The following is a 23,984-nucleotide window of genomic DNA, read 5'->3' on the forward strand; positions in this document are numbered from 1 at the left end:
GTCGGCAAGTAAGTAGCCGGACGGTAGCGGTATCCAGCGGTAGCCAGGGGAGTGGGAACGATGGCGGACACACAGACGGTCGACACCGGGCCGGAGGAGACCGAGAAACAGCCCAGGAGCGTGCGGGTCGTCCTGCTCGCCCTGATGATCACCATGATGCTCGCGATGCTCGACAACATGATCGTGGGTACGGCGATGCCGACGATCGTCGGTGAGCTGGGTGGACTCGAGCATCTGTCGTGGGTCGTGACCGCCTACACGCTCGCCACCGCCAGCTCGACCCCGCTCTGGGGCAAGCTCGGTGACATGTACGGGCGCAAGGGCGCCTTCATGACCTCGATCGTGATCTTCCTGGTCGGCTCCGCGCTCAGCGGCATGGCACAGAACATGGGCCAGCTCATCGGCTTCCGGGCCATCCAGGGCCTCGGCGCCGGCGGTCTCATGGTCGGCGTCATGGCGATCATCGGCGACCTCATCCCGCCGCGTGAGCGGGGCAAGTACCAGGGCATGATGGCCGGCGTCATGGCGCTCGCGATGATCGGCGGACCGCTGGTCGGCGGCACCATCACCGACAACTGGGGCTGGCGCTGGTCCTTCTACATCAACCTGCCGCTGGGCGTCGTCGCGCTGGCCGCGATCAGCGTCGTACTGCACCTGCCGAAGAAGCGGGCGCAGGCCCGGATCGACTACCTCGGCGCCGGACTGCTCACCGTCGGCATCACCTCGATCGTGCTCGTCACCACGTGGGGCGGTTCGCAGTACGCCTGGACCTCCGTGCGGATCATGGAGCTGATCGCGCTCGGTGTGGCCGCGCTCGTCGGGTTCGTGTTCTGGCAGACCAAGGCTGTCGAGCCGGTCGTGCCGCTGCACATCTTCCGCAGCCGCAACTTCAGCCTCATGGCGGTCATCGGCTTCATCACCGGCTTCGTGATGTTCGGCGCGACCCTGTTCCTGCCGCTCTACCAGCAGTCCGTGCAGGGCGCGTCCGCGACCAACTCCGGTCTGCTGCTCCTGCCGATGCTCGGCGCGATGCTCGTGACCTCCATGGTCGCGGGACGGGTGACCACCAACACCGGCCGCTACAAGGTGTTCCCGGTCGCCGGCACCATCCTGATGGGCATCGGCCTGTACCTGCTCTCCACGATGGACGTCGACACGACCCGGTTCATGTCCGGTGTGTACATGGCCGTCGTCGGGCTCGGCATGGGCTGCCTGATGCAGATCACCATGCTGGTCGCGCAGAACAGCGTCGAGATGAAGGACATGGGTGTCGCGTCCTCCACGAGCACGCTGTCCCGGACGCTCGGTTCCTCGTTCGGTGTCGCGATCATGGGCGCGCTGTTCAACAACCGGGTCCAGGACGTCATGAGCCAGAAGGCCGGGGCGCTGGGGGCCAAGGTGACCGAGCAGTCGGCTCAGCTGGACGCGAAGAGTCTGGCGAAGCTGCCGGCGGTGGCGCGGGAGGCGTATCAGCACGCGGTGTCGGCCGGTATCCACTCGGCGTTCCTGCTGGGGGCCGTGGTGACGGCGCTGGCGCTGGTGGCGGCGGTGTTCGTGAAGGAGGTTCCGCTGAAGGGGGCGGGGCCGGCTGCGCCCAAGTCCGGCGAGGACGCGGAGACGGTGGCGCCGGTGTCGATCGTCGAAGCGGTCTGATTCGCCCGCAGTGAGCTGAAGGTCCTCCGGTCGGTGTCCGCCCCGGGGGGCCTTCTTCGTGGTTTCTCGTAGTTTTCTCGCCCCCGCCGCCCCTACCCGTCCCGTCCCTGGAGGCTGCTGCCCCCAGACCCCCCGCTTCGGCCTGGACGGCCTCGTCCTCAAACGCCGGACGGGCTGGATTTTCCTCGGCTCTGTTGTCAGTGGGCCGTGTCACCATCGGTCGCATGGACAAAATGCGGCAGTTGCGGCTGGCCAAGGACGCCATGGACCGTGACTGGGCCGAGCCGGAGCTCGACCTGGGCGTGGTGGCCGCGCATGCCGGATATTCGCGGTACCACTTCATCCGGGCCTTCAAGGAGGCCTACGGCGAGACGCCGGGCCAGTATCTGATCCATCGGCGTATCGAGCGGGCCGAGGAGATGCTCCGCAGCGCCGATCTGTCGGTCACGGAGATCTGCCATCTCGTCGGCTTCAGCAGCCTCGGTACGTTCTCGGCCCGGTTCAAGGCGCGGACCGGACTGACTCCGAGTGAGTACCGGAGCGAGCACGTGGGGCGCGGGGCCGCCCTCATCCCGGGGTGCTACGCGATGCTCTGGGCCGGCGGTTTCCCCTCCGCAACTTTGAAGAAGCGTGCCGTCGCCCGCGCTGCCTACGGTGAGGAACAGGGAGCCGATCCGATTTCGGCCTCGTCCGACAGGAGAGCGGAGCCATGATCCAAGGGCTGGGCATCACCACCGTGTGGACCTTCGACCAGCAGCGCACCAAGGCCTTCTTCACCGAGAAACTGGACTTCGAGGTCCGGGACGACATCTCGATGGGGGACATGAAGTGGGTCACCGTCGGTGCCAAGGACCAGCCGGGCGTCGAGCTCGCGTTGATGAGTCTCGACGGTCCCGGCCTCGACCCCGAGTCCGCCGAGGCGTTGAAGAGGCTTGTCAGTAAAGGGGTGTTGGGGGCCGGGGCGTTCCGTACGGACGACTGTCGCGGTGACTACGCGACCTTCAGGGCGCGTGGCGTCGAGTTCATCCAGGAGCCCAAGGAGCGGCCGTACGGCGTCGAGGCGATCTTCCGCGACGACAGCGGCAACTGGTACTCGCTGACCGAGCGTCGCGAAGAGCTCGACTTCTCCAAGGACTTCGCGTGAGCGGGGAGCCGGTGGCGGAGGTCGAGCCGGATCACACGGCCGTGCGGGTCGCCCTGTGGCGGGCCCTGCACGTCCGGGCCGACGCCCCGCCGCATGTCGTCGAGGACGAGATCGGGCTGCGGCTCGTGGACCCCGGGGACGACTGGCGGGAGCGGCCCGACATGGACGTCGAGGCCACCCGCCGGATCCGCGCGTCGATCGTGGCGCGGGCCCGGTTCGTCGAGGACGTGGTGGCGGAGGAGGTCGCCAAGGGCGTGGGCCAGTACGTCGTGCTCGGCGCCGGGCTGGACACCTTCGCCCAGCGGCGGCCCGAACTGGGCGCGAGACTAAGGGTGTTCGAGGTCGAACGGCCCGGCACACAGGCCTGGAAGCGGCGCCGGCTCGCGGAACTCGGGTACGCCGAGCCGGACTGGCTGCGGTTCGTGCCGGTGGACTTCGAGGGCGACTGGTGGGGGCAACTGGCCGCCGCCGGACTCGACACCGGGCGGCCCGTCGTCGTGGCCGCGACCGGCGTCATCATGTATCTCACCCTGGACGCGATCACCACCTTGTTCCGGCTCGTCGCCGGGCTGGCCCCCGGTTCCACCCTGGTGACGACCTTCCTACGACCCGTCGACGACGTGGAGCCCGAGCAGCGCGCGCAGTTGGAGGTGGCGGTGCGGGGTGCTCGGGCCGCCGGCACGCCGTTCCTGAGCTTCTTCACTCCGGAGCAGGTGCTGGCGCTGGGGCGGGAGTGCGGGTTCCGGGAGGTGCGGCATGTGTCCGCCGCGGATCTCGCCGAGCGGTACTTCGGGGGGAGGCCGGACGGGGTCGGGCCCTCTCGGGGGGAGGAGGTGATGGTGGCCGGCACGTGAGCCTTCGCTCAGGGCGGCGGGCGCACCTTCGTCGAAGACCTACGGCAGCATCGGATAGCTGCCCGTGCTCGTCGGTGCGTGTTCCGGCAGCCACAGCACCGCGACCGCGCCCTCCGCCGGGATGTGGTCCGGCGCGCCCGCGGGGCGGACGTTGCGGAAGGTCAGCCGGGCGCCGAGGACCCGGGCCTGGCCGGCCGCGATGGTCAGGCCCAGGCCGTGGCCGTGGCCCGCGCGGTCCTTGCTGCCGGTGCGGAAGCGGCTCGGGCCCTCCGCGAGGAGTTCCTCGGGGAAGCCGGGGCCGTGGTCGCGGACCCGGATGACCCGGCCCTCGACCGAGACCTCGATCGGCGGCTTGCCGTGCCTCGCCGCGTTGGCCAGCAGGTTGAACAGCACGCGCTCCAGGCGGCGCGGGTCGGTGGTGACGGCCGACTCGTGGACGACGTGCACCACCGCGTCCGGGTCCTTCGCGATCACCCTTCGGCTCACGAAGTCGCCCAGCATGATGTCCTGCAACTCGGCCCGCTCGGAGGCCCCGTCGAGACGGGCGACCTCCAGGACGTCCTCGACCAGGGTGCGCATCGCCTTGGCGCGGTCCAGGACGAGTTCCGTCGGGCGGCCGGGTGGGAGCAACTCGGCCGCGGTCAGCAAGCCCGTCACCGGGGTGCGCAGTTCATGCGCGATGTCGGCGGTGACTCGCCGTTCCGCCTCAAGTCGCTGTTGCAGCGCGTCCGTCATGGCGTCCACCGCGCGCGCGAGGTCGTCGGTCTCGTCCCGTACGACTCCGCCGATCGCGTCCCGTACCCGTACGTCCGTCTCGCCCTTGGCGACCTGGTTCGCCGCGACGGCCGCCTTGCGCAGTCGGCGCGAGAGCTGGCCGCCGATCAGGACGCCCAGCGCGCTGCCGCCGAGCACCGCCGCGATCGAACCGATCACCAGGGCCTGGTCGAGATCCTTGAGGATGTCCGTGCTGCGGTCGGTGAACCCGGTGTGCAGCGACATCACATGGCCGTCCTTGAGCGGTACGGCCGCCCAGATGTCCGGGATGCCGTGCGGCCGGTCGGTGACATAGGTCGCCCGGCGGCCCTCCAGGACCTTCTGGCGGAGCGCCGGCGGCAGGCTCGGGTCGTCGATCTTGATGCTGGGGAAGTTGGGCCGCCCGGACAGCTCGTAGTTGCGCTGGGCGATCTGGACCCGCTCGTCCGCGAGGTCGCGCGCGTTGTCCAGCATCGAGACCCGCGCCGCGTTGTGCACGACCAGGCTGAGCGCGATCGCGACCAGCGTGCCGACCAGCGCGATGGCCGCGCTGAGCTTCCATCTCAGGCCGGTACGGATGCCCGCTCTGTCCATGAACGACGGGACCCTGCGCCGCGAATTCCCCCGCATACCCCTGCTCAGGCCTTCAACTTGTAGCCGAAGCCGCGGACCGTCTCGATCCGGTCCTGGCCGATCTTCGTGCGCAGCCGCTGCACATGGACGTCCACGACCCGGGTGTCGCCGCCCCAGCCGTAGTCCCACACCCGCTCCAGGAGCTTGTCGCGGGACAGGACCGTGCCCGGGGCCGAGGAGAACTCCAGGAGCAGGCGCATCTCGGTCGGCGTCAGCGCCACCGGCTGTCCTGCCTTGCGTACCTCCATGCCCTCGGTGTCGATCTCCAGGTCGCCGAAGGTGAGCACTCCGCCGTCGACCGGGGCGGTGTCCGCGTCGGCGCGGTCGGTGCCGCCCGCGTGGCCGAAGCGGCGCAGCACGGCTCGGATGCGGGCTACCAGGACGGCGCCGTCGAAGGGCTTCGTGACGTAGTCGTCCGCGCCCGCTTCCAGGCCGAGGACCACGTCGATGGAGTCGGCGCGCGCCGACAGCATGATCACCGGCACGGTCGAGTCGTCGCGGATCCGGCGGCACAGGCTGACGCCGTCCAGACCCGGGACCATCACGTCCAGGAGCGCGATGTCGGGGCGGTTCGCCCGGAACGCCTCCAGGCCCGACAGCCCGTCGGGCATCGCCGTGACCGCGAAGCCGTCCCGCTCCAGGGCGAGTTGGGTGGCCTCACGGATGACGTCGTCGTCCTCGACGAACAGGACGTGGGTCTGGTCTGCCATCCCGGTGCTCTCAGTCCTCGTGTGGGTCGTTCTCAAGCATGGGACGCCCGAAGGGGTGTCCGCGTTCACTGAAGGATCGGATCGGAGGGGGCGATCGGTTCGCCCCGCTCGGATTTCCCTTGGATTCCGTTCGGTTTCGGTTCGGGTCCGCTCGGATCTGTTCCGTTCAGTTTCCGCTCGGGGCGGGTGACGCGTCGCCTCCGACCGCGTTGCTGTACTCGTTGTGCGTGCTGTACTCCTGGACGAAACGGCCCGACGTCCAGCGGTACGTGATCACGTTCTCGCCGGACGGGCTCGACACCGGGTCGCCCTTCTCGTATACCTGCTTGGTGACGACCAGGTCGCCGCGGTCGATCTCCGCGTAGACCGGGGGTTCCTCGGCCTTGAAGACATTCTCGTACGTCCCACCCGTCGCGCGGTACACGTACGAACCGATGCCGACCGCGTCGCCGCAGGTCATCACGTTGACCACGACGTCGTTGACGGTGCCGCCGGTCAGCACGCCGTAGGACACGTCGACCGCGTACTCGTCGGCGACGCACGGCTTCAGCTCGTGCTTGACCGCCGCCGAGACGTTCGGGTCGTCCTTGACGAGTTTCACCGCGTCCACGTGGTCGTCGGCCGTCGCGGACGGGGTGGGCGAGGGCACCTCGGCGACGCCCACCGAGTCGGAGTGCGCCGGGCCCTCGTCACGGGCGCCGGTGCCGCCCGTGGCGCAGCCGGACACCAACAGGGCGAGGGCGGCGATCACAGCCATCGCCGTGAACGCCGCCTCCAGGCTGCCGCGCACCCTGCCGGGCCCGGGGCTGTCGCTCAGCCCGGGCCCGGAGGTGTCGTCGCTCAGGCCGCGCAACGCTCCCGCTCCTCACGCTCCAGCGCGCGTGCGTCCAGGTCGCGGGCCTCCAGCTCCTCCCGGAGCCGGGCGAGCGCCCGGTGCAGCGTGCTCTTGACCGTACCGGCCGACATGCCGAGGGCGGCGGCCGTCTCCTCCGTGGACATCTGCTCCCAGTGTCGCAGGACGACAACACTGCGCTGTTTCGGAGCGAGAACTTTCATGATGTCCATAAGAAGCGCCCGATCCGCGTGCTGTTCGGTCGCGTCGTCGACGCTCGCGTCCGGGAGCTGCTCGGTGGGGACCTCTTCCAGCTTGCGGGCCCGCCACCACTCGGTGCGGGTGTTGATCATGACGCGGCGCAGGTAGGCGTCCGCGAGGCGCTTGTCCTCGATGGTCTCCCAGCGGCCGTACGTCCGTACCAGCGCGGTCTGCAGCAGGTCCTGGGCGTCGACCGGGTCGGGCACCAGTCGGCGGGCACTGCGCAGCAGCGCGTCCTGTCGGGTGCGGACGTACTCCTCGAATTCGAGCACCTCGCCCTGCGCCATGATCAACCGCCTCCATCCCCGTTTCCGACCTGCCTGCTGCCGGTTGTCCTTTGCTGCGTCCCGCCGGTCTGCGGCACAGGAATGAAGCTACGGAGGGGTTGTCACGGCACTGTGCGGAGCAGCCTGCGGGGAGCGCTCGGCTGTCCGTCGGTTGTGTAACGGAAGTAGGTTCGGGGTAAGGGGGCGGGGTTGTTGGGGTGGGTATGGGGCGGTTTGGTCGTTGCCCGAGTGTTGCGGGGGCTGGGTGTTGGCTGTGATGCGGCTTGGGGTGAGGCGCGCTGCTGTGAATTGACCGTGTGTCAGGTGCGGGTCGCGGGGAGTTGGTACAGGCCCTCCGGGAGGGGTTCCACGAGGCCGTCGGACACCAGGCCGTCCAGTGCTCTGGCCCGCTGTACCGGTTCGTGCCATACGCGGTCGAGGGTGGATTGCGGGACGGGGCTGTGCGCTTCGCGGAGTACGGCCAGGAGCTTGCCGCGGACCTGGCGGTCCGTGCCCGCGTATGTCTGGCCGCGGCGGGCCGGGCCCTCGTGGTCCGGCTTTCCGGCCAGGTTCCATGCGCACTGGGCTGTGATGGGGCAGCGGTGGCATGTTTCGTTTTTTGCGGTGCAGACCAGTGCGCCGAGTTCCATGGAGGCGGCAGCCCAGCGGGCGGCCGTCTGTTCGTCGGAGGGGAGCAGGGCGCGGGCGAGTTTGCGTTCGGCGGCGGTGGTGGCGTTCGGGGGGTACTGGACGCCGGTGACGGCGCGGGCGAACACGCGGCGGACGTTGGTGTCTAGTACGGCGTGGCGCTGGCCGTAGGCGAAGGAGGCGACGGCGGCCGCCGTGTACTCGCCGATGCCGGGGAGGGCGAGGAGCTGGGCGTGGTCGGTGGGGACGTCGCCGCCGTGCCGTTCCGTTATGGCGGTGGCCGCGCCGTGCAGGCGGAGGGCGCGGCGGGGGTAGCCGAGGCGGCCCCAGGCGCGGACGGCCTCGCCGGGGGCGTCCTGGGCGAGGTCGGCGGGGCGGGGCCAGCGGGCGAGCCACTGTTCGTAGACCGGGAGGACGCGGGCGACCGGGGTCTGCTGGAGCATGAACTCGCTGACCATCACGCCCCAGGGGCCGGCGTCGGGGTGACGCCAGGGGAGGTCGCGGGCGTTGTCTTCGAACCAGTCGATGACGGGAGCGTGCAGGTGCTCGCCGTTGGCGGACGTGGTGTGCGGGGGGTTCGTGGGCGCAGTCATGGCGTTTCGATCCTGCCATGGTCGTGGGTGGTTGCGGTGCTTTCGCCCACGGGTGGTGGGTGGGGTCGGGGGTGCGGCGGTACGACGGGCCCGCCGCGGTCGCGCCCCTCCGGTGTTGCCACAGTTGACGGCGTGGGGACCGGCTAAGCGGCGGGGTCGCGGTACCGCCACGCCCCGCTCCCGTGCGTCGGCGGGTGCGGTTCGTGGTCCATCCCGCCTGATTCCAGGCGGGGTTGCCGGGATGATGATCCGGAAAAGTTGAGGCAGGCGCGGCGGGTGGGGCGAGGTAACTCCCCGTTGTCTCGTAAGGTTTGAGCCGTGGGATCTCTGCGCAATCCGGTCGGGCCGCTTCCCTCCTCCATCTATTGGCGACGGAGGGTCCTCATGGTGTCCGTGGTCGCCCTGCTGGCGCTGCTGATCACCTGGATCGTCACGTCGGGTGGCGGGGGCGGTAAGAACGGTGCCGATGGGGCGAAGAACGGCAGGACTCCCGCCCCTACGATCACTGCCGGTCCGTCCGGCACCGGGCCCGCGATCAGTCAACACCCCGGCGGCCGCGATGAGTCGAGCAGCGGTGCGAGCAGTGGGACGACTGGTGGGACGAGTGGTGGCGGTAGTGGTTCGAGTGCCGGGTCGTCGGGTGGCAGTGGCTCCGCCGGTGGGGTTGGGGACGGTGGCGGTAGTGCGGGGTCCGGCGGCGGGAGCAGTACGGGGACTACGGTTCCTGCTGATTCGACTCTGCCCAACTGCACTGCCAGTGCTGTGCAGTTGAGTCTGCGGAGTCTGCACAACTCCTACTCGCCGGGCCAGACGCCGACTTTTGTGCTGACCGCCAAGAACTCGTCCAGCAGTGACTGCAAGGTCGATCTTGGGCCCAAGAGCGCGGTGTTGACGATCACTGAGGCGGGAGGTGCCGCCGACTACTGGTCCTCCGCCGACTGTCCGAAGAGCGCCGGGAGTGTGTACTACCGGGTGTCCGCCGGCAGCAGTGTCGCGTACACCCTGAAGTGGGATCGGAAGCCGAGTGCGCCCGAGTGCGCGACGCCTCCGGCCGGGTCGGCCGGTGCGGGGACCTATCTGGTGGAGGCGGCTGCTTCCGGGTTCGCCAAGGCGCAGACCTCGTTTGTCCTGGCCAGTGACTGAGGGCAGTTCGATCTTCTAGACGTAGCGTTCCAGGATCGAGGATTCCGCCAGGCGGGAGAGGCCCTCTCGTACGCTTCTTGCCCTTGCCTCGCCCACGCCGTCGACTGTTTGAAGGTCGTCGACGCTTGCCGCCAGGAGTTTTTGGAGGCCGCCGAAGTGTTCCACCAGGCGGTCGATGATCGCGCCGGGGAGGCGCGGGACCTTGGCCAGGAGGCGGAAGCCGCGGGGGGAGACCGCCGAGTCGAGGGCCTCGGGGGAGCCCGTGTAGCCCAAGGCGCGGGCGACGGTGGGGAGTTCGAGGAGTTCGGCGTGGGAGAGCGCGTCGAGTTCGGCCAGTGCCTCGTCCACCGTGCGGGAGCGTTTGGCCGTGGGTTCGGGGACGTAGTCGCGCACTACCAGTTCGCGTTCCGGGTCCACGCCAGCGATCAGTTCTTCGAGTTGGAGGGAGAGGAGGCGGCCGTCCGTGCCCAACTCCAGTACGTACTCCGCGATTTCGTTGGCGATCAGGCGGACCATTTCCAGGCGCTGGACCACCGCGGAGACGTCTCTGACCGTTACCAGGTCTTCGATCTCCAGGGCCGAGAGGGTTCCCGCCACCTCGTCCAGGCGGAGCTTGTAGCGCTCCAGGGTGGCCAGTGCCTGGTTCGCGCGGGAGAGGATCGCTGCCGAGTCCTCCAGGACGCGGCGCTGGCCGTCCACGTAGAGCGCGATCAGGCGCATGGACTGGGAGACGGAGACCACTGGGAAGCCGACCTGTTTGCTTACTCGGTCCGCCGTGCGGTGGCGGGTGCCTGTCTCCTCGGTGGGGATCGTGGGGTCGGGGACCAGCTGGACGCCCGCTCTGAGGATCTTGGAGAGGTCGGACGACACCACGATGCCGCCGTCCAGCTTGCAGAGTTCGCGCAGGCGGGTGGACGTGAACTCCACGTCCAGGATGAAACCGCCGGTGCACATCGCTTCGACGGTCTTGTCGGAGCCGAGCACGATGAGTCCGCCCGTGTTGCCGCGGAGGATTCGCTCCAGGCCGTCGCGCAGCGCCGTGCCGGGTGCCACGGCGCTCAGTGAGGCGCGCATCAGGCCATCGGCACCGGAGCTCCCGCCGGACTTTCCGGGAGCTGACGCCCGGTCGTTGGCTGCCACTGCACTCCTCGGGTCGCAGGTTCTTCAGGCGCCGCCGTTTCGCACGGTTGGTTCGTACGGACGGGCGAGACCAGGGCAAAGTCTACCGGCGGTCCTCGCCGTCCCGTGGGGCGTCTCGTTTACGGGAGCGCGGAAGGACCTGGAGGGCGTCTCCTATGTCGGCCACTTCGAGGACCTTCATGCCGGGCGGGATCTTGCCCGGGTCGCTCGGAACGAGGGCGTGGGTGAAGCCCAGGCGGTGTGCTTCGGAGAGTCTGCGCTGGACGCCCGTGACCCTTCTGACCTCGCCCGCGAGGCCCACTTCGCCGATCGCGACCAGGTTCTTGGGGAGGGGGGTGTCGCTCGCCGCGGAGGCCAGGGCCAGGGCGATGGCCAGATCTGCCGCCGGTTCGGAGAGTTTTACTCCTCCTACGGTTGCGGAGTAGATGTCCCGTTTGCCCAGTGCGCTGATTCTGCCGCGTTGTTCCAGGACCGCGAGCATCATCGAGACCCGGGAGGTTTCCAGGCCTGATGTTGTACGGCGGGGGGAGGGGATCTGGGAGTCGACCGTCAGCGCCTGGACTTCGGCCACCAAGGGGCGGCGGCCCTCCAGGGTGACGGTCAGGCAGGTGCCGGGGACCGGTTCCGCGCGGCGGGTCAGGAACAGGCCGCTCGGGTCGGCCAGGCCCGTGATGCCCTCGTCGTGCAGCTCGAAGCAGCCGACCTCGTCCGTCGTGCCGTAGCGGTTCTTGACGCCCCGTACGAGGCGCAGGCGGGCGTGGCGGTCGCCCTCGAAGGAGAGCACTACGTCCACCAGGTGTTCCAGGAGGCGGGGGCCCGCGATCGCGCCGTCCTTGGTGACGTGGCCCACCAGGAGGGTGGACATGGCGCGCTCCTTGGAAGCGCGGATCAGGGCGCCGGCCACCTCGCGGACCTGGGCCATGCCGCCGGGGGCGCCGTCGATCTCCGGGGAGGCCACCGTCTGGACGGAGTCCAGGATCAGGAGGGAGGGCTTCACCGCGTCCAAGTGGCCCAGGATCGTGGCCAGATCGGTCTCGGCGGCGAGATACAGGTGGTCGTCGATCGCCTTGATGCGGTCGGCGCGCAGCCGGACCTGGCTCGCCGACTCCTCGCCGGTGATGTAGAGCGTGCGGTGCTCTTCGCTCGCCGCCTTGGCCGCCACGTCCAGGAGGAGGGTCGACTTGCCGACGCCGGGCTCGCCCGCGACCAGGACGACCGCTCCGGGGACCAGGCCGCCGCCGAGCACCCGGTCCAACTCGGGCACACCGGTCGGGCGGGCGGTGGCCTGGCGGCCGTCGACCTGGCCGATGGGCAGCGCGGAGGTGGTGACGCGGCCCGGTGCCGTCGTACGGACGGCGGGCGCGCCGAACTCCTCGACCGTGCCCCAGGCCTGGCACTCGGAGCAGCGGCCGAGCCACTTGGCCGTCTGCCAGCCGCACTCGGTGCAGCGGTAGGACGGACGGTCCTTGGTGGTCTTCGTACGGGCAGCCATGCGTGAACCGTAACCGGCGGGACTGACAGCGGGGTCGGCGGACGGTGGGCCGTGGTTCGGTATCCGGCCAACGGCGTCGGGATCGAGCCAGGGAAGCGGGGGTTCCTGTCCCCTATTGAGGGATCGTTTCACCCGTACGGATTAAAAGAGCTCAAGGGGGCGGAAGGGGGCATCGCCCGCCGCCTACGGTCGCACGGGTGATGAGCAGCAGCCCGGAGACCTCGACCCGCACCACCGGCGCGCACCGGGCGCACCGGGAGGCGCGCGACCGCGCTGCGGCGCGCACGCTGGCGCAGTGCCCGCCCCCGCGCTACGAGCCTTATCTGGACGGCCTGTTCACGTACTGCCTGTCCGTGCTGTGCGACCACGACGCGGCTACGGCGGCCCTGGGGGACGTGCTCGCGCTGGCCGAACGCAGGGGCGCGCGCGTGCCGGAGACGGCCGGTGACCGCAGGGCCTGGCTGTACGCGCTGGCCCGCTGGGCGTGCCTGCGCAAGCTGGCCGAGGCCAAGCAGAAACGTCAGGGCACCCACGCGGCGGGCCGGGCCGGGGCCGAGGAACCCGTCGTGCCCGAGGAGCTGCGTGAGCAGCGGCGGCGTGAACTCGCCCTGCTGGCCTGGCCGGAGGCCGCAGGGACCACCCCGGAGCAGCGCGAGGCGCTCGAACTCGCCGTGCGCCACCGGCTCGCCGCCCACGAGGTCGCCGCCGTCCTCGGGATGGACCTCGCCACCGCCCGGGAGCTGCTGGCCTCCGCCGCCTGCGAGGTGGAACGCACACGTGCCGCCCTCGCCGTCGTGGAGACCGGGACCTGCCCGAGCGTCGCCCGCCTCACCGGCGATCATCAGCTGGTGCTCAGCAGCGCGCTGCGCCGCGAACTGGTCCGGCACGTCGACGACTGCCCGCGCTGCCGCCGTACCGCCGAGCGCGCGGTGCCCGGCAACTGGCCGGGCGCCAGTGTCACGCCCGCCGAACTGCCCGTCCTGGAAGCGCCCCGCGCGGCCCTGCACGTCGCCATGGCGCACCTCCCGCGCGCGCGTGGAGCCGCGGCACCGCGCTTCGACCGGCGCGGTTTCCCGCTGGACCCCAAGGACCGCGCGGCCCGAAGAGACCGTCTCCGCGCGCGTGCCGTCACGACGACCGTCGTCGCCACCGTCATCGCGGCACCCGTTCTTGCTCTGTGGGCCGCCTATCGGTCCACACCCACCGGCGAGGGCGTCGACGGAACGGCCGCCTCCGCGAGCGAGCGGCACGACGGTCCCGGGAGTCTGGAGGGCGAGGTCGCGAGCGGTGGTTACGAGAACACCGGCGATGCCAGCGCGGGGCCCCGCGCGCGAGTCGGCAAGAGCGGCAAGAACGACGTCTCCGTGGAGGTCATCAGCGTCGCCGGCACCGGCGGCAAGGGGGCCGGGCACCTCGCCGTCTCGGCCGCCAACAGCGCCGACACCACGCTCGTGACACTCACCGCGTCCGGCGCGGCCCCGGTGCGCTGGTCCGCGACCACCACGGCACCCTGGCTCTACCTCAGCCAGTCCTCGGGAACCCTCGCCCCGGGTGAATCGTTGACGATCAAGGTGTACGTCGACCATCTGCGCGAGCCATCCGGCCACTGGACCGCGCGCGTGGCCGTCTCACCCGCCGGCGCCGTCGTCTCCATCGAGGGCTACGGCAGCGCGCCCGCCCCGACCGCGCCCGGCGAGCCTTCACATCCCGATCCCGGCGGTCCGTCCTCGTCCGGTCCGGATCCGACGCCCACGGCTCCGAGCGATCCGACGCCGAGTGACCCGCCGCCCTCGTCCGCCGATCCGACCCCGACTCCTACGGACTCGTCCTCCGCCGACCCGGGGGGCTCGGCGCCGCCGTCCAGCGACGGCGGCGGCCCGGGCCCGTCCTGAGCGGTCAGCCGACCGGGTCCGCCGGATGCGGTGCCAGCAGCGGGAGTTGCGAGGCCAGGCGCTCCTCGCACAGCTCGACCAGGCGGTCGTAGCCGGACTTGCCCATCAGCTCGGTCAGCTCCGGGCGGTAGGACACATAGACCGGGTCGCCCGCGCCGTGCGCCGAGGTCGCCGACGTGCACCACCAGTGCAGGTCGTGGCCGCCGGGACCCCAGCCCCTGCGGTCGTACTCGCCGATCGACACCTGGAGCACGCGCGTGTCGTCCGGCCGGTCGATCCACTCGTACGTCCTCCGCACCGGGAGCTGCCAGCAGACGTCCGGCTTGGTCTCCAGGGGCTCGCGGCCCTCCTTCACGGCGAGGATGTGCAGCGAGCAGCCCGCGCCGCCCGCGAAACCGGGGCGGTTCTGGAAGATGCACGAGCCCTTGTAGGGGCGGGTCTGGCGGTCGCCGTCCTCGTCCTCCGAGGTCCAGCCGTTCGCCACGCCCTCGTCGTGGTGCTGCCAGATGTCCGGCGTGAGCCTCGCCACATGCCCGGCGACCCGTTTCTCGTCGTCCTCGTCGGAGAAGTGGGCGCCCAGGGTGCAGCACCCGTCGTCCGCGCGGCCCGCCTGGATGCCCTGGCAGCCGCTTCCGAAGATGCAGTTCCAGCGAGAGGTCAGCCATGTCAGATCGCAGCGGAAGAGCTGTTCCTCGTCCGCCGGATCCGGGAACTCCACCCACGCGCGCGCGAAATCGAGCCCCTTCTCATCGGCTTTCAGGGCCTTCTTCGACATCGTCGACGTCTTCGGGGGCTTGGCCGACGTCACCGGCGAAGAATCGCCGGGTGATTTGGCCGCCTTGTCGTTCTTCGCCTTTTTCGTCTTTGGCACGCGTCCAGGGTAAGTCGCCGGGGGCGGCCCCAGAAACCGCACCGAAGACGGAGATCGGCGCAGGTGGCAGTAGCGTTCCGTATATGAGACTCGGTGTCCTCGACGTGGGATCGAACACGGTGCATCTGCTGGTGGTGGACGCACACCCGGGCGCGCGCCCGTTGCCCGCGCACTCGCACAAGGTGGAACTCCGCCTTGCCCAACTCCTCGACGAGGACGGCGCGATCGGCCCCGAAGGGGTCGACAAACTCATCGGCGTCGTCCACGAGGCGCTGCAGGCCGCCGAGGACAAGGGCGTCGAGGAACTCCTCCCGTTCGCCACCTCCGCCGTCCGCGAGGCCAGCAACGCGGACGAGGTCCTCGCGCGCGTGCAGACCGAGACCGGCGTCGAACTCCAGGTCCTCACCGGCGCCGAGGAGGCCCGGCTGACCTTCCTCGCCGTCCGCCGCTGGTTCGGCTGGTCCGCGGGCAAACTCCTCGTCCTCGACATCGGCGGCGGCTCCCTGGAGATCGCGTACGGCATCGACGAGGAGCCCGACGCGGCCGTCTCCCTGCCCCTCGGCGCGGGCCGCCTCACCGCCGCCTGGCTCCCCGGCGACCCGCCGGAACCGGACGCGATAAGGGCCCTGCGCCGCCATGTGCGCGCGCAGATCGCCCGTACGGTGGGGGAGTTCAGCCGTTTCGGCGCCCCCGACCACGTCGTCGCCACGTCGAAGACCTTCAAGCAGCTCGCCCGCCTCGCCGGCGCCGCCCGCTCCGCCGACGGCCTCTACGTCCAGCGCGAGCTCAAGCGCGAGTCCCTGGAAGCCTGGGTCCCCCGCCTCGGCGGCATGACCACCGCCCAGCGCGCCGTCCTCCCCGGCGTCTCCGAGGGCCGCGCCGAACAGCTCCTGGCCGGCGCGATGGTCGCCGAGGGCGCGATGGATCTGTTCGGCGTGGAGACCCTGGAGGTCTGCCCGTGGGCGCTGCGCGAGGGCGTGATTCTGCGGCGGTTGGATCAGATGCCTTCGGCGTAGGGGCTGCGCTGGCTGCGCCGCCTGCGCCGGCTGTCGTAGGCGGGGCGCGTGTGGGGGCGTGGTGCACGCGCGCGTGGCCGTCACGTCCCCGCGCGGTTGCTGCTGGTCGGACGTGCCCGGGGTCGGCCGCACGCCCGTTGGCTCGGCTGCGACGTGTGCGCGTGGCTGTTGTGTTCCCGCGCGGTTGCTGGTCCGGACGGCGCCCCGGGGTCGGCCGTACGACCGTCGGTTCGGCCGCGATGCACGCGCGCGTGCCTCTCACGTCCCCGGGCGGCTGCTGGTCCGGACGGCGTCCGGGGGCGGCCGTACTCCTGCCGACTCGGCCGCGACGCACGCGCGCGTGGCCGTTCGTGCCGCACGCGCCTGTGTCTCTCCGTGCCGCACGCGCGTGGTGATCGTGACCTACTCGGATGGTGGTCGTGACGTACGCGCATGGCTGTCCGCCTGGGCTGGTCGCGCCTCCGACCGGCCCGGGCGTTCGCGCCCCCGCCAACCCATGGCGCCCGCGCCCCCGTCCGCAGTGCACGCGCGCAGCCGCTGTCGGCCTGCACGCCCAGTGTTGGCGCACGCACGCCCGCGCACGCCCACCCATGGCCGGTGCGCCCGTCCGACTCCTCCGACGCCCGCCCATGCTGAACACCCACCCGGCACCCGACGTATCAGACCCGCATGAAGTATCGCCACAACGCGGCCCCGCGCCGGAGATGGCCGGTTGCCGTACCCCGCACAGGGCGGACACAGCAACCGGCTCCCCCGCGCAAAGCGCCGCCCCGTAGTCTGTCCTCCGTGGCAGAACCAGTCGTGCGCATCCCGGATGCGAAGGTCGCGCTGTCCACGGCGTCCGTGTATCCGGAGTCGACGGCGACGGCCTTCGAGATCGCCGCGCGCCTCGGTTACGACGGCGTCGAGGTCATGGTGTGGACCGACCCGGTCAGCCAGGACATCGAGGCGCTGCGCAGACTCAGCGACTACCACCAGGTCCCGATCCTCGCCGTGCACGCGCCGTGCCTGCTCATCACGCAGCGGGTGTGGTCCACCGACCCGTGGATCAAGCTCCAGCGCGCCCAGGCGGCCGCCGAGAAGCTGGGCGCGAGCACGGTCGTCGTGCATCCGCCGTTCCGCTGGCAGCGCCAGTACGCGCGGGACTTCGTCAGCGGGATCTGGCGGATGGCGAACGAGACGGATGTGCGGTTCGCCGTGGAGAACATGTACCCGTGGCGCTACCGCGACCGCGAGATGCTCGCCTACGCCCCCGAGTGGGACGTGACGCAGGACGACTACCGGCACTTCACGATCGACCTCAGCCATACCGCGACCGCCCGCACCGACGCGACCGAGATGATCGAGCGCATGGGCGACCGGCTCGGCCATGTCCACCTCGCCGACGGCAACGGCTCCAACAAGGACGAGCACCTGGTCCCCGGCCGCGGCACCCAGCCCTGCGCCGAACTGCTGGAACGGCTCGCGACGACCGGCTTCGACGGCCATGTCGTCATCGAGGTCAACACCCGGCGCGCGATGTCCGGCGCCGAACGCGAGGCCGATCTCGCGGAGGCGCTCGCCTTCACGCGGCTGCATCTGGCCTCGGCCGTGAAGGTGCCCCGGCGGTGACCGACGCCATCGCCAAGCGCCGGGGCCGGCCCCCTCGTACGGAGTCCGCCGACACCCGCGACCGCATCCTGTCCGCGGCGCGGGAGCAGTTCTCCGAGCGGGGCTACGAGAAGACGTCCGTGCGTGCCATCGCCAAGGCGGCCGGGGTCGACTCGGCGCTCGTGCACCACTACTTCGGCACCAAGGAACAGGTTTTCGAATCGGCTGTCGAGGTGGCGTTCGCACCCGTGCTCAGGTCCCGGGACACGCTGCTCGACGGCCCGCCCGACGGCATCGGCGAGCGGCTGACCCGCATGATCTTCGGGCTCTGGGAGAACCCGGTGACCCGGACCCCGCTGCTCGCCATCGTCCGGTCGGCCGTGAACAACGAGGCCGCGGCGGCCGTCTTCCGCCGTCTGATCACCGGGCAGCTGCTGCGCCGCATCGCGAGCCAGCTCGACGTCCCGGACCCGGAACTGCGCGCCGAACTCGCGGCGGCGCAGATCGTCGGGGTCGCGATGATGCGGTACGTCATCAAGATCGAACCGGTGGCATCGGCGGACCCGGAGCAGATCATCGCGCGGCTGGCACCGGTGGTGCAGGGGCATCTGACGGGGCCGTGATCCCGTCCTCGGCCCTGTCTCCGCGTGAGACATGCGTCCCGCGATGCGGACACCGTGTCCGCCCCCTGGATGACCGGCGTACGCTCGATATCAGCCCTATCTGTCTGAAGGAGCGAGCGACGATGCCCGAGCTGAGGTCCCGCACAGTCACCCACGGACGCAACATGGCGGGCGCCCGCGCCCTTATGCGCGCCTCCGGTGTACCCGGTGCGGACATCGGCCGGAAGCCGATCATCGCGGTGGCGAACAGCTTCACCGAGTTCGTGCCCGGCCACACCCACCTCCAGCCCGTCGGCCGGATCGTCAGCGAGGCGATCACCGCGGCCGGCGGCATCCCCCGCGAGTTCAACACCATCGCGGTCGACGACGGCATCGCGATGGGCCACGGCGGGATGCTCTACAGCCTCCCGTCCCGTGACCTGATCGCGGACAGCGTGGAGTACATGGTCGAGGCGCACTGCGCCGACGCCCTGATCTGCATCTCCAACTGCGACAAGATCACCCCGGGCATGCTGATGGCGGCACTCCGCCTCAACATCCCGACGGTCTTCGTCTCCGGCGGTCCCATGGAGGCCGGGCGCGCCACGCTCCAGGACGGCACCGTCCGCACCCTGGACCTGATCGACGCGATGGTCGACGCGGCCAACGAGAGCATCTCCGACGCGGACGTCCTCAACATCGAGGAGAACGCCTGTCCGACCTGCGGCTCCTGTTCCGGCATGTTCACCGCCAACTCGATGAACTGCCTGACCGAGGCCATCGGCCTCTCGCTGCCGGGCAACGGCTCGGTCCTCGCCACGCACACCGCGCGCAAGGGCCTGTACCAGGACGCGGCCCGCACGGTGATGGACATCACCCGCCGCTACTACGAGCAGGACGACGAGACGGTCCTGCCGCGCAACGTCGCCACCTTCGCGGCCTTCCAGAACGCCATGGCCCTCGACATCGCGATGGGCGGCTCCACCAACACGATCCTGCACCTGCTGGCCGCGGCGCAGGAGGCGGGCGTCGCCTTCGGCCTGGAGGAGATCAACGAGGTCTCGCGCCGGGTCCCGTGCCTCGCCAAGGTCGCCCCGAACGTCGCGAAGAACCGCACGTACTACATGGAGGACGTCCACCGCGCCGGCGGCATCCCCGCCCTGCTCGGCGAACTGCACCGCGCGGGTCTGCTGAACGAGGACGTTCACTCCGTCCACAGCCCGTCCCTCGCGGACTGGCTGAAGACCTGGGACGTGCGCGGCGGATCCCCGTCCCCGGAGGCCGTCGAGCTGTGGCACGCGGCGCCCGGCTGCGTCCGCTCCGCCGAGGCCTTCTCCCAGTCCGAGCGCTGGGAGGCGCTGGACGAGGACGCGGCCGAGGGCTGCATCCGCTCCGCCGAGCACGCCTACTCCAAGGACGGCGGCCTCGCGGTCCTCAAGGGCAACCTCGCCGTCGACGGCTGCGTCGTGAAGACGGCCGGCGTCGACGAGTCCATCTGGACCTTCGAGGGCCCGGCGGTCGTCTGCGAGTCGCAGGAAGAGGCCGTCGAGAAGATCCTCAACAAGCAGGTGACGCACGGCGACGTCGTCGTCATCCGCTACGAGGGCCCCAAGGGCGGCCCGGGTATGCAGGAGATGCTCTACCCGACCTCCTTCCTCAAGGGCCGCGGCCTCGGCAAGACCTGCGCCCTGATCACCGACGGCCGCTTCTCCGGCGGCACTTCGGGCCTGTCGATCGGTCACGCGTCCCCGGAGGCGGCGTCCGGCGGCACCATCGCCCTCGTCGAGGACGGCGACCGCATCCGCATCGACATCCCGAACCGCTCCATCGAACTCCTCGTGGACGACGCCGAGTTGGCCCGCCGCGAGGCCGCGCTGGAGGGCCGCTACGCCCCGAAGAACCGCGAGCGCAAGGTCTCGGCGGCCCTGCGCGCCTACGCCGCGATGGCCACCAGCGCGGACCGGGGCGCGGTGCGGGACGTCAGCAAGCTGGGCTGAGGCACAACTGCTTCCTGGGGCCGCTTCCGTTCCGACGGGGGCGGCCCTTTCGCCTGCCGCCACCAGGCGCCGGGGGTGCGGGAGTTGGCCTCGCTACGGCTACCAAGCTCCCGTCATAGGGAAGTTGACCTCGCCACGGCTACCAGCCGCCGGGGGTAAGGGAGTTGGCCTCGCTACGGCTACCAGGCCCCGGGCGTAAGGGAGTTGACGGCGAAGACCGTGCCGTCGGGGGCGGCGGCGTAGACGTGGTTGTCTGCCACGACGGGTTCGGGCAGGGCCGCGCTGACCTGGTCCGAGTTGGAGTCGAGGCGGGCGGGTGTCTGCCCGACGAGTCGTCCCGCGCGGGCGTCCACCGCGAGCAACCGCCCGTCCGCGGCGGTGACATACACCTGCCGCCCGTCCGCGACCGGTGTGGATCCCCGCACCACGGCCGTCTCCAGACTCCACAACTGCTTGCGCGCGTCCATGTCCACGGCCACCAGCGAGCCGCCCGCCCCCATGACGTACACGACATGCCCGTGCACGGTTCCGTGCCCCTGGTCGAGCGGCAGGTGCAGCGGCACGCGTCGCACGGTCCCGGCGCCCGGGGTGTAACGGACCACGGCCTTCGCGGAGTTGTAGACCGAGTCGACCGAGAGGAGGAAGACGGACCCGCCGGCCGTGCCGACGGGCTTCAACGTCCCGTGCAGACGCGCGTCCCAGCTCACCTCACCCGTGTCCGGATCGACCGCGGTCACCCGTGTGCTCGCCCCGTCGTCGGCCGTGTTCGTCGCGTACGCCGCCGGGTCGCCCTCGAACGAGGTGAAGTACGGCGCTGGTTGGCCCGGAATCCGACGGCTCCACTTCGTGGTACCCGAGGCGCCGTCCACACCGGTGACCGTCCCGTCCGCATGGGTGAGCAGGAGCATGCCGCCGGCGTCCGCGAGCCCGGTGTACGCGGGGACGGTCCGCTGCCAACGCGCCTTGCCCGAGGCGGGATCGAGCGCCTCCAGACGTCGGCCGGTGTCCAACGAGGGCTGCACCAGGCCGCCAGACAGCACCGGCGGCCCGTTCCTGTGGGTCGTGGCGACGGAGTGCCGCCACAGCACCCGGCCGTCTGACGGGTCCAGCGCGAACACCACGCCGGGCTGAGCGCAGAGCAACTTCCCGTCCCCGTAGGAGCATTGAGGTGTGCTCTTCTTCGAGACCGGTGCCGTCTGCCATCCGCCGAACGTGGCGCTGGGCGCGGTGTGCGGAGAGGCGCTCGTCGGTGCCGGGTCGGCGTCGTCGGACAACTGGAGCGCGGCGAGTGTGCCGATCGCGGCCAGCCCGAGCGCACCCGCCCCGAGCACGACCCGCTTGCGCAACCGTCTTCCGCGCCGCGGCCCGGCCTGTTCAGGCTGTTCGGGTTCTACCGCGGGGGGCTCGGACACCGGGCTGACACCGGCCCGCTGCGCCGGTATGTACGCCTGCGTGTCGTACGAGGCCGACACCGACCGCAGTTCACGCATCAGCTCGTCCGGCGTGGGCCGGTCCTCGGGCTCCTTGGCGAGGCACCGCAGCACCAGCGGCGCGAGGTTCTCCGGCAGGCCGGCCAAGTCCGGCTCGTCGTGGACGACTTGATAGGCGACGACGTACGGGCTGTCGGAGTCGAAAGGACCCCGCCCCGTCGCCGCGTGCACCAGGACGGACCCGAGCGCGAAGATGTCGGCGGCCGGCCCGACCTCCCGAGGGCGCCGGAACTGCTCCGGTGCCATGAACGGCGGCGTGCCGATCAACTTGCCTGTTTCCGTCCGCAGTTCGCTGTCTTTCGGCCGCGAGATACCGAAGTCGATGACCTTCGGCCCGTCCTCGGCGAGCAGTACGTTGCTGGGCTTCAGGTCCCGGTGCACGACACCGACCCGGTGGATGTCACGCAGCGCCTCGGCCAGTCCGGCCATCAGCCGGCGCAACTCGCCGGGCGCCATCGGCCCGTTCCGCTTCACATGTTCGGACAGGGTCGGCCCGGGGATGAACGACGTGGCCATCCAGGGCCGTTCGGCCTCCGGGTCGGCGTCGACCACCGGCGCGGTGAAGGCCCCGCTCACCCGCCGGGCCGCCGCCACCTCCTGCCGGAACCGCCCCCTGAACTCGGGATCCTGCGCGAACTCCGCGTGCACGACCTTCACGGCGACCTTCATCCCGGAGGTGCTCTGCGCGAGATGGACCACACCCATGCCGCCGGAGCCCAGACACGACTGCAGGCGGTAGTGACCGGCGTACTCGGGAAGTTCCGCTTCCGCGCCCGCTCCGGTGTTGCGCTGTGGCGCCATGGGTCCACCCCCGTGCTGATCGTCCGCGCGCGCGACGCACGGAGCCTAGTCGATGACCCGTACGCGACAGAGGCGGCTTGCTGGCCTCCGCGTGCGAATTGCGCACATGTGTTTCGTGGCGTGATTTGAGGGAATCATCGTTGCCCCATGGCAGTCATGGGGTCCAACGGGGGAGGTTTTTCATGTCTGTTGACCGCGCACCAGAGGCCGAGGGCGAAGCCACGACGGAAGCCGTCACGACGGCCGCCGCGGCCCTGCACTACTACTCCATCGCACCCAACACCCGCGTCAACGTCCGCAGCGGCCCCGGCACCGGCTACACCATCGTCCGCGTCCTCGCCGAGGGCTCCCAGGTCCCGATCTACTGCCAGACGCCGGGCACCACGGTGACGGGCTACTACGGCACGACGAACATCTGGGACAACATCGACAACGGCGAGTACGTCTCCGACGCCTATGTGAACACCGGCAGCGACGGCTACGTCCGCCCGCGCTGCTCCTGACTCCACCGCCACCCAAGGGATACTCGTGACATTCCGAAGACGCGCATCCGTCCTCGTCGCGGGCACGGCCGGAGCCCTTCTTCTCGTGATGGGTTCACCGGTGACCGCCAGCGCGGTGCAGACCTACACGACGGCCAACGTCACCCTCTACGTTCGCAGCGGCCCCGGCACGAACTACAGCATCGTCGGCACCCTGCCCGGGGGTTCCAAGGTGCCGATCTACTGCCAGACGCCGGGGACGACGGTCACGGGCACCTACGGCACCTCGAACATCTGGGACAACATCAGCAACGGCGAGTTCGTCTCGGACGCGTACGTGAACACGGGCAGCGACGGCTACATAGCCTCCCGCTGCGCCTGAGCCCCCGACGGGAGCCCGCGCCCGCCCCCGGAGCCATAATCGTCCCGTGAACGACGAGACCGGCACCCAGGACACCCCCGCGGGCTCCCCAGGCACAGACGCGGGTACAGGCACGGGCCCCCGCCCCGAGCCCCTCCGCTTCTTCGGCACCACCTGGGTGAACCACGACAACGGCTACACCCCCCGCCGTATCGCCGCGGCAGCCGGCTCCCTCGCCGCCGCCGTCGCCTCCTGCCTGATCCTCCGCTTCGCCTACCAGGGCCTCCAGATCGCGGACGTCGGCAGCTTCGTCACCCTCCTCGTCATCGTGATGTTCGCGGTCTGCAGCGCCCTCGCCTTCGGCCACACCTGGGAGAGCTTCAAGAAGCGCCCCGACCCCGACCGCCAGGCCTCCCTCCGCGGCCTCCTGGGCATCGGCTTCGTCGGCTCCCTCCTCGCCTACTTCTTCCGCTCCTTCACCGAGGCCCCCGGCGAGAAACTCCACCGCGAGGAGTACAAGACGGCCGTGGCCCGGCACGAGAAGCGCACGACTCGCCGCACCGGCAACCCTTCGAAGAAGCGCCGGCGCTCCTGACCGGGGCGGGCACGCGTTCGGGGCGGCTGGCGGCTCGCAGGCTGGCGGCTCACAGATCGAGGCCCGCGGCCCGCGGCGGCCGCCGGCGATTCACCCACTTGCCGGCGCATGCGCGACACCTGTCGTGCGCGCCTGCCGCAGTGCGGTCTTTCAGCCCCGCGGTGC

General features: G+C 70.6%; 22 protein-coding genes. 13 read left to right on the forward strand and 9 right to left on the reverse strand.

The genetic code is table 11. From position 1 onward, the window contains the following. Window positions 1-60: 60 nt before the first annotated feature. The 4 genes from ACWDEW_RS14820 to ACWDEW_RS14835 all read left to right on the forward strand — a co-directional run bounded on the left by ACWDEW_RS14820 (window position 61) and on the right by ACWDEW_RS14835 (window position 3,651). The gene (locus ACWDEW_RS14820) at window positions 61-1,653 is read left to right on the forward strand and encodes an MDR family MFS transporter (protein WP_450512869.1); all 1,593 of its coding nucleotides are present in this window, start codon (window positions 61-63) and stop codon (window positions 1,651-1,653) included. Between the two features lie 233 nt (window positions 1,654-1,886). Continuing rightward, a complete protein-coding gene (locus ACWDEW_RS14825) occupies window positions 1,887-2,366 on the forward strand; it encodes a helix-turn-helix transcriptional regulator (protein WP_450512926.1) in 480 nt (159 codons plus the stop codon). After that, complete coding sequence (locus ACWDEW_RS14830) at window positions 2,363-2,797, forward strand: VOC family protein (RefSeq protein WP_450512871.1); 435 nt, start codon at window positions 2,363-2,365, stop codon at window positions 2,795-2,797. The genes ACWDEW_RS14825 and ACWDEW_RS14830 overlap by 4 nt, the downstream gene beginning before the upstream one ends. Then, complete coding sequence (locus ACWDEW_RS14835; protein WP_450512873.1) at window positions 2,794-3,651, forward strand: class I SAM-dependent methyltransferase; 858 nt, start codon at window positions 2,794-2,796, stop codon at window positions 3,649-3,651. The genes ACWDEW_RS14830 and ACWDEW_RS14835 overlap by 4 nt, the downstream gene beginning before the upstream one ends. Before the next feature lie 39 nt (window positions 3,652-3,690). Here the strand turns inward: ACWDEW_RS14835 and cseC are convergent, their stop codons facing one another. The 5 genes from cseC to ACWDEW_RS14860 all read right to left on the reverse strand — a co-directional run bounded on the left by cseC (window position 3,691) and on the right by ACWDEW_RS14860 (window position 8,347). Next, window positions 3,691-5,034 (reverse strand): two-component system sensor histidine kinase CseC, encoded by a 1,344-nt coding sequence (gene cseC / locus ACWDEW_RS14840; protein WP_399122234.1) that lies wholly within the window; start codon window positions 5,032-5,034, stop codon window positions 3,691-3,693. 8 nt (window positions 5,035-5,042) lie between these two features. Beyond that, window positions 5,043-5,747, reverse strand: a complete 705-nt coding sequence (cseB, locus tag ACWDEW_RS14845) for a two-component system response regulator CseB (protein ID WP_450512876.1) — start codon at window positions 5,745-5,747, stop codon at window positions 5,043-5,045. A 166-nt stretch (window positions 5,748-5,913) separates the two neighbouring features. Continuing rightward, a complete protein-coding gene (locus tag ACWDEW_RS14850; RefSeq protein ID WP_450512878.1) occupies window positions 5,914-6,600 on the reverse strand; it encodes a hypothetical protein in 687 nt (228 codons plus the stop codon). Then, the gene (locus ACWDEW_RS14855; protein WP_019064956.1) at window positions 6,588-7,127 is read right to left on the reverse strand and encodes a SigE family RNA polymerase sigma factor; all 540 of its coding nucleotides are present in this window, start codon (window positions 7,125-7,127) and stop codon (window positions 6,588-6,590) included. The genes ACWDEW_RS14850 and ACWDEW_RS14855 overlap by 13 nt, the downstream gene beginning before the upstream one ends. Before the next feature lie 299 nt (window positions 7,128-7,426). After that, window positions 7,427-8,347 (reverse strand): A/G-specific adenine glycosylase, encoded by a 921-nt coding sequence (locus tag ACWDEW_RS14860; protein WP_450512879.1) that lies wholly within the window; start codon window positions 8,345-8,347, stop codon window positions 7,427-7,429. 318 nt (window positions 8,348-8,665) lie between these two features. Between ACWDEW_RS14860 and ACWDEW_RS14865 the strand changes: the two genes are divergently transcribed. Continuing rightward, window positions 8,666-9,490, forward strand: a complete 825-nt coding sequence (locus tag ACWDEW_RS14865; protein ID WP_450512880.1) for a hypothetical protein — start codon at window positions 8,666-8,668, stop codon at window positions 9,488-9,490. A gap of 15 nt (window positions 9,491-9,505) precedes the next feature. Here the strand turns inward: ACWDEW_RS14865 and disA are convergent, their stop codons facing one another. Together disA and radA are read right to left on the reverse strand one after the other, a co-directional pair. Then, the gene (gene disA / locus ACWDEW_RS14870; protein ID WP_450512882.1) at window positions 9,506-10,630 is read right to left on the reverse strand and encodes a DNA integrity scanning diadenylate cyclase DisA; all 1,125 of its coding nucleotides are present in this window, start codon (window positions 10,628-10,630) and stop codon (window positions 9,506-9,508) included. 82 nt (window positions 10,631-10,712) lie between these two features. Then, entirely contained in the window at window positions 10,713-12,122 is a 1,410-nt protein-coding gene (gene radA, locus ACWDEW_RS14875) for a DNA repair protein RadA (protein WP_450512883.1), read from the reverse strand. A 197-nt stretch (window positions 12,123-12,319) separates the two neighbouring features. On the opposite strand from radA, the gene ACWDEW_RS14880 reads away from it, so the two are divergent. Further along, window positions 12,320-14,014, forward strand: coding sequence for a BACON domain-containing protein (locus ACWDEW_RS14880; RefSeq protein ID WP_450512884.1), 1,695 nt, complete (start codon window positions 12,320-12,322; stop codon window positions 14,012-14,014). A 4-nt stretch (window positions 14,015-14,018) separates the two neighbouring features. Here the strand turns inward: ACWDEW_RS14880 and ACWDEW_RS14885 are convergent, their stop codons facing one another. Beyond that, a complete protein-coding gene (locus tag ACWDEW_RS14885) occupies window positions 14,019-14,885 on the reverse strand; it encodes a hypothetical protein (protein WP_450512885.1) in 867 nt (288 codons plus the stop codon). A gap of 83 nt (window positions 14,886-14,968) precedes the next feature. On the opposite strand from ACWDEW_RS14885, the gene ACWDEW_RS14890 reads away from it, so the two are divergent. The 4 genes from ACWDEW_RS14890 to ilvD all read left to right on the forward strand — a co-directional run bounded on the left by ACWDEW_RS14890 (window position 14,969) and on the right by ilvD (window position 20,090). After that, a complete protein-coding gene (locus ACWDEW_RS14890) occupies window positions 14,969-15,901 on the forward strand; it encodes a Ppx/GppA phosphatase family protein (RefSeq protein ID WP_450512887.1) in 933 nt (310 codons plus the stop codon). A 786-nt stretch (window positions 15,902-16,687) separates the two neighbouring features. Next, complete coding sequence (locus tag ACWDEW_RS14895; protein WP_200716958.1) at window positions 16,688-17,512, forward strand: sugar phosphate isomerase/epimerase family protein; 825 nt, start codon at window positions 16,688-16,690, stop codon at window positions 17,510-17,512. Then, the gene (locus ACWDEW_RS14900) at window positions 17,509-18,114 is read left to right on the forward strand and encodes a TetR/AcrR family transcriptional regulator (protein ID WP_450512889.1); all 606 of its coding nucleotides are present in this window, start codon (window positions 17,509-17,511) and stop codon (window positions 18,112-18,114) included. Before ACWDEW_RS14895 ends, ACWDEW_RS14900 begins: the two co-directional genes overlap by 4 nt. A 122-nt stretch (window positions 18,115-18,236) precedes the next feature. Continuing rightward, window positions 18,237-20,090 carry a dihydroxy-acid dehydratase gene (gene ilvD, locus ACWDEW_RS14905; RefSeq protein ID WP_450512891.1) on the forward strand — a complete coding sequence of 618 codons (1,854 nt, stop codon included), beginning with the start codon at window positions 18,237-18,239 and terminating at the stop codon, window positions 20,088-20,090. Window positions 20,091-20,269: 179 nt separating this feature from the next. Here ilvD and ACWDEW_RS14910 read toward each other — a convergent pair whose 3' ends face one another. Then, a complete protein-coding gene (locus tag ACWDEW_RS14910; protein ID WP_450512892.1) occupies window positions 20,270-22,381 on the reverse strand; it encodes a protein kinase domain-containing protein in 2,112 nt (703 codons plus the stop codon). Between the two features lie 182 nt (window positions 22,382-22,563). Between ACWDEW_RS14910 and ACWDEW_RS14915 the strand changes: the two genes are divergently transcribed. The 3 genes from ACWDEW_RS14915 to ACWDEW_RS14925 all read left to right on the forward strand — a co-directional run bounded on the left by ACWDEW_RS14915 (window position 22,564) and on the right by ACWDEW_RS14925 (window position 23,819). Next, window positions 22,564-22,884 carry an SH3 domain-containing protein gene (locus ACWDEW_RS14915; protein WP_450512894.1) on the forward strand — a complete coding sequence of 107 codons (321 nt, stop codon included), beginning with the start codon at window positions 22,564-22,566 and terminating at the stop codon, window positions 22,882-22,884. Window positions 22,885-22,972: 88 nt separating this feature from the next. Further along, the gene (locus tag ACWDEW_RS14920; RefSeq protein ID WP_450512928.1) at window positions 22,973-23,245 is read left to right on the forward strand and encodes an SH3 domain-containing protein; all 273 of its coding nucleotides are present in this window, start codon (window positions 22,973-22,975) and stop codon (window positions 23,243-23,245) included. Between the two features lie 46 nt (window positions 23,246-23,291). Next, window positions 23,292-23,819: an EamA/RhaT family transporter gene (locus ACWDEW_RS14925; protein WP_450512896.1), complete on the forward strand. Its 528-nt coding sequence runs from the start codon at window positions 23,292-23,294 to the stop codon at window positions 23,817-23,819. Window positions 23,820-23,984: the final 165 nt, after the last annotated feature.

Source organism: Streptomyces sp. NPDC001100, assembly GCF_053598575.1.

Bases quoted from the DNA above. Each gene is read 5' to 3' on its own strand.
- ACWDEW_RS14825 (WP_450512926.1), top strand. From the start codon at position 1,887: ATGCGGCAGTTGCGGCTGGCCAAGGACGCCATGGACCGTGACTGGGCC.
- ilvD (WP_450512891.1), top strand. From the start codon at position 18,237: ATGCCCGAGCTGAGGTCCCGCACAGTCACCCACGGACGCAACATGGCG.
- ACWDEW_RS14890 (WP_450512887.1), top strand. From the start codon at position 14,969: ATGAGACTCGGTGTCCTCGACGTGGGATCGAACACGGTGCATCTGCTG.
- cseC (WP_399122234.1), bottom strand. From the start codon at position 5,034: ATGCGGGGGAATTCGCGGCGCAGGGTCCCGTCGTTCATGGACAGAGCG.
- ACWDEW_RS14920 (WP_450512928.1), top strand. From the start codon at position 22,973: ATGGGTTCACCGGTGACCGCCAGCGCGGTGCAGACCTACACGACGGCC.
- ACWDEW_RS14860 (WP_450512879.1), bottom strand. From the start codon at position 8,347: ATGACTGCGCCCACGAACCCCCCGCACACCACGTCCGCCAACGGCGAG.
- radA (WP_450512883.1), bottom strand. From the start codon at position 12,122: ATGGCTGCCCGTACGAAGACCACCAAGGACCGTCCGTCCTACCGCTGC.
- ACWDEW_RS14820 (WP_450512869.1), top strand. From the start codon at position 61: ATGGCGGACACACAGACGGTCGACACCGGGCCGGAGGAGACCGAGAAA.
- ACWDEW_RS14855 (WP_019064956.1), bottom strand. From the start codon at position 7,127: ATGGCGCAGGGCGAGGTGCTCGAATTCGAGGAGTACGTCCGCACCCGA.
- ACWDEW_RS14910 (WP_450512892.1), bottom strand. From the start codon at position 22,381: ATGGCGCCACAGCGCAACACCGGAGCGGGCGCGGAAGCGGAACTTCCC.
- ACWDEW_RS14830 (WP_450512871.1), top strand. From the start codon at position 2,363: ATGATCCAAGGGCTGGGCATCACCACCGTGTGGACCTTCGACCAGCAG.
- ACWDEW_RS14915 (WP_450512894.1), top strand. From the start codon at position 22,564: ATGTCTGTTGACCGCGCACCAGAGGCCGAGGGCGAAGCCACGACGGAA.
- cseB (WP_450512876.1), bottom strand. From the start codon at position 5,747: ATGGCAGACCAGACCCACGTCCTGTTCGTCGAGGACGACGACGTCATC.